This window comes from Thalassospira sp. UBA1131, from assembly GCF_002311515.1.
Lineage (GTDB): Bacteria > Pseudomonadota > Alphaproteobacteria > Rhodospirillales > Thalassospiraceae > Thalassospira.
The window spans coordinates 4,709-5,007 of record NZ_DCAO01000024.1; positions in this window are offsets into that span (position 1 = coordinate 4,709).

Consider the following 299-nt stretch of genomic DNA (forward strand, 5'->3'; position numbering starts at 1 on the left):
TCGAATCCTGTCGGGCTCACCAATAAGCCCCTGAAACCCAACCGGTTTCGGGGGCTTTTTATTTGCCCGGATTCTCCCTGCATATCGCGATCTTTTCCAATGCTGGAACCTGTCTTGCCATCGGCTATATTTCGCTACTCGTAAAGGCACATTCGGGCATGCGATTGGCAGGTATTTTTCGCCATTTGACGTCTTTTCATGGCTGATGTGCATCTTCGCATAAAAAGGGGGGTTGACCGATCCCGTCTGGCCCATTAAAACGCCGCTCACCAACGTTGAGGGCCCGTAGCTCAGTTGGT